The organism is Okeania sp. SIO2B9, assembly GCF_010672505.1.
Classification (GTDB): domain Bacteria; phylum Cyanobacteriota; class Cyanobacteriia; order Cyanobacteriales; family Microcoleaceae; genus Okeania; species Okeania hirsuta.
Genome location: NZ_JAAHGK010000634.1, coordinates 1 through 4313 on the forward strand (window position 1 = coordinate 1; position 4313 = coordinate 4313).

4 protein-coding genes are annotated in these 4313 nt (G+C 37.5%); 3 read left to right on the top strand and 1 reads right to left on the bottom strand.

The genetic code is table 11. The annotated features are described in order from the left end of the window. Window positions 1-955, bottom strand: a 955-nt coding sequence (locus F6K13_RS20525; RefSeq protein ID WP_287288207.1) for a DUF4347 domain-containing protein, incomplete at its 3' end; no start/stop codon positions are given. A 1127-nt stretch (window positions 956-2082) separates the two neighbouring features. Between F6K13_RS20525 and F6K13_RS20530 the strand changes: the two genes are divergently transcribed. The 3 genes from F6K13_RS20530 to F6K13_RS20540 all read left to right on the top strand — a co-directional run bounded on the left by F6K13_RS20530 (window position 2083) and on the right by F6K13_RS20540 (window position 4293). Next, the gene (locus tag F6K13_RS20530) at window positions 2083-2583 is read left to right on the top strand and encodes a DUF2231 domain-containing protein (RefSeq protein ID WP_124143025.1); all 501 of its coding nucleotides are present in this window, start codon (window positions 2083-2085) and stop codon (window positions 2581-2583) included. Then, on the top strand, window positions 2580-3185 hold the full coding sequence (locus F6K13_RS20535; protein ID WP_124143026.1) for a DUF2231 domain-containing protein: 606 nt from the start codon (window positions 2580-2582) through the stop codon (window positions 3183-3185). The genes F6K13_RS20530 and F6K13_RS20535 overlap by 4 nt, the downstream gene beginning before the upstream one ends. A gap of 367 nt (window positions 3186-3552) precedes the next feature. Next, entirely contained in the window at window positions 3553-4293 is a 741-nt protein-coding gene (locus tag F6K13_RS20540; protein ID WP_287288209.1) for a cytochrome c oxidase subunit II, read from the top strand. Window positions 4294-4313 lie beyond the last annotated feature (20 nt).

Sequence of the window (4313 nt, forward strand, 5' to 3'; positions counted from 1 at the left end):
TAATATAGTTAGCTGTAGCTAAGTCAAGATTGCCATCTCCATTGAATTCCCCTACTGCTATTGACAATGGGTTATCTCCCACTGCAAAATTAGTAGGAGCAGCAAAAGAGCCATCTCCATTTCCTAATAATACTGACACATCATCGGATAAAACATTAGCTGTAGCTAAGTCGAGATTGCCATCTCCATTGAACTCCCCTACTGCTATTGACAATGGGTTATCTCCCACCGCAAAATTAGTAGGAGCAGCAAAAGTGCCATCTCCATTTCCTAATAATACTGAGACATCATTGGATAAACCATTAGCCGTAGCTAAGTCAAGATTGCCATCTCCATTGAATTCCCCTACTGCTATTGACAATGGGTTATCTCCCACTGCAAAATTAGTAGGCTCGCTAAAGGAAACTGCAAACACCCCCGAATACTCCTGAATAACTTCTGGCAAAAACGCCAACCCATAATTAACTTGACCTATCTGAATTTCTAACTGCCAACTGCCACCTTTAGCAATATTTCCCACCCGATGCGCCGATGCTGCAATATTCGCTCCTGTTAACTCGTGGAGAGAATTGAGAAATTGGCGATCGCCACCGACATTACAGCCATAAAGCAAAATCTCCTCAACTGCCCATTCTTGCAGTAACCCTCTATATTGATAAATATTCTCCTGACTCACAGGAGTTTTACCCAAGTACAAAATACCATCAGCACCGTGACAAACTACATGAAGACTGGTAGCTAGTTCATCTGATAAAGCTCCTGTAATTTGTTCAATGCCATCTTTTCTCACATCCAGCACCACCACTTTTGTCTCTGGATAAGTTCCTGAAACCAACTGCTGATAATTATCCACACGGCGGTCAATAATTACTAACGTCTGTTTTGTTTTTTTTGGTGCAGTTATTTCCCTAACTGTTGTTGTGAAGTTTGTATCGTCTTTTCTCGTAAAAATCATTACTAATCCTCCCAAAAATGTAGTTATTTACTGGGCAGAGTAACTCAATTTTAGATTCTTAATTTTAGATAAATTATAGCATTCCGATTGTGGAGAAAGTTTGTCTTCGTTACATATATTCTCAAATTTCGCTCACTTCCCAACTTGATTAGAGAAAACTTCTTAAGGAAATTATTAATTTGAAGAAGGAGTCAGGAGTCAGGAGTCAGGAGAATGGGGTCGATGGGGATTCTCACCCCACCAACCGCATTTGCACCGTGTAGACGGTGGGGTATTAAACCCATAAGGGATAAAGATTAATATTAATCATTAATTATTGCTCTGCTGATTAAATCTAAAAGCATTGACATATTATAAAGACAAGTGTTTTTTTGGGAACGAAAAAAGTGCGCCTGTTTCAGTCAAAAACGCTCAAAAAGTCAGTATTTTAGGCGCATAGTTGGGCAGAACAATCTTGGGACAATTCTTATTTCTACCTCCTCGCTCATTCACATTTCTCCTATCTCCTGTTTCCTGTCTCTTACCCCTACTAAAATACTTTTTCAGCTAATCTCAATTATAGCATAAAAAAATCTGGAAAGCAAGACTGATTTAGCGTGAAAAACATTAAATTGTTCTGTAAATTTAGTTACAGGATTTGAGTCAGATTGAAAATATCATAATATTAAATTTTAATTAAATATCTAGCTTTTGTAGAGTTGAGGTCGATTATTGCTAATACAAAATCCGACTTATAATCCCCTCTAATTAAATACCTATAATCTTTTGAAATTAAGCTATATAGTCATTACAGAAAAGATATGTAATTTTAAGGATTGTCAGACCTATAGATTATAAGATTTTTTACCTTTTCAGAATAAAAATAGTTTAGTTAATTATGACAAACCGTAAAATCTGAAAAAAAAATTATGTTGTCTTGACTACATTACTTTTTCACTTTGATTAAAGAAAAAAAATGAGTATGTTTTGAGAAAAACTGTGAGAATTGATACGGTAAAAAATAGACAGATTTTATAAATTCAGTTAGAAAGTTGTAAGAAAAAATTGATGAAAATATTTGCCTGTAGTAACTCGTAAAATTTACATTTTTTTCAAGCATATCTACTTATCTACTGAAGGAGAAGACTATGTGGGAGTATCTACCACCATTAAACGATCATTACTTACCCTATCCAGATACAATACATCCCATCGTTGTCCACTTCGTAATAGCGATGGTATTATTTGCTTTTGTATGCGATCTTATTGGTTATTTTACTCGTAATTACCGTTTATATGAAGTAAGCTGGTGGAATATGTTTTTCGCCACAATTTCTATTTTTATCGCCATAATATTTGGTCAGTTTGAAGCTGGTCTGGCACAACCCTACGAAGTAGTCCAACCAGTCCTAAATTTACATACCTTGATTGGTTGGTCTCTATCAGGAATCATTGCTGCACTTACTGGTTGGCGGTATGTGATTCGTTCAAATAATACAGAAAAACTGCCGATGCCATATCTGGGATTGGGGTTGGTGCTAGTAGGTATAGTTTTCTTCCAGGTATATCTTGGGGATAAACTGGTTTGGGTATATGGGTTACATACAGTGCCAGTAGTAGAAGCGATCGAGGAGGGAATTTTACAATGAACCCAGAATTAATAGATAGTTTGAGTTCTCAATTAGGAGCAAATGGTCTCCCATACAGCATCCCAATTCATCCTAATTTAGTTCATCTGACTTTAGGTTTGTTTATTATGGGGATCGCCTTTGATATCGTGGGTATACTCTTTCCTCTACAAAAACCAGTCTTTAAACTTTTAGCAATATCCACTACTCGTTCTAATTTTTTTGATGTAGGTTGGTACAATATGCTAGCTTCATCAATAATTACATTTTTCACGGTAGCAGCAGGTTTTTATGAAATCATGCTAGCGAGACCATCCGCAGAGCTAAAAAGTGCCTGGGGGTTGGGAGCTATGGATACTATGCTCTGGCACGGTGTTGGTGGTGTGTTCCTGTTGGCCTTCATTGTGGGTATGACAATCTGGAGAGGATTTCAACGCTATATCTGGTCTAAGGACAAACTCCAACAAGTGCAGTGGAGCTATTTAGCAGTGGGTTTATTCATCATGTTTCTGATGTATGTTCACGGGACTCTGGGAGCACAGTTAGCTGCTGAATTTGGAGTACATAATACTGCTGATGCGTTGCTAAAAATAGGCGAAAATCCCAACCAAGTGCTTAAGTAGGGTTTGCGCTCAAAAGTCTTTTAGTAGGGGTAGGAGACAGGAGACAGGAGACAGGAGGAACGGGAAATTTATACGAGGTAGGATTCAACAATTAATAATTAATAATTAACAATTACCTCTCCTGTAATAGGATTGACGCTTAAGGAAATTTTTCTTTTTATCCCCTTTTCAGGGGAGGCTTTAAATCACAATTTTTCGGTAAGAATTGTAAGAATGATTTTTCTGCCCAACTATGCGCCTAAAATACAAGCCATGCATGAGCATCAAGAGCTGAAAACCAGGCACTTTTTTCGACCCCAAAAAGGCACTTGTCTTTATATGTTAATGCTTTTAGATTTCCCTAAGTAATTTAGTAGGGTATTTTGATATGAAAATCAGGACTATTTTGACATTGGGAGCGATCGCTCTCGTTTTAACTGCTGTTAGTATTTGGGTTGGACGACTATCCTATTCATGGTTACCACCTCAAGCAGCAGCAGAATCTATATTAATTGATGACCTATTTAGTTTTCTCGTCACCCTTGGTACATTCATCTTTCTGGGGGTAACTGGAACTCTAATGTATTCAGTTCTATTCCAACGTGCTGCTAAATATGACTACAGCGACGGACCCCACATTGAAGGCAACGTCACCCTAGAAGTTGTCTGGACAGCAATTCCTATTTTTCTCGTATTTTGGATTGCTGCTTATAGCTACAATATTTACCAACAAATGGGAATTCAGGGACCGATGGAATTAGTACATCTGCATACACCATTAGAAATGGAATCAGCAATTGCAGACCCACTAAAACCTGTAACTGAACCTGTAGAAGAAATTGAAGTTATTGCCAAACAATGGTCTTGGGTATTTAGATATCCAGAAAATGGCGTTACTAGCACTGAACTACATTTACCAGCAAATAAGCGAGTACGGGTAGCATTAAATTCAGAAGATGTGCTGCATGGATTTTATATTCCAGCATTCCGACTGAAGCAAGACATTATTCCCAACCATTCAATAAATTTTGAATTTACTCCCATTCGTGTTGGGAAATATAGTCTAACTGACTCCCAATATAGCGGTACATATTTTGCCACTATGCAAGCAGATGTAGTTCAGTGCTAGTAACGCCATTTTCTGGATAT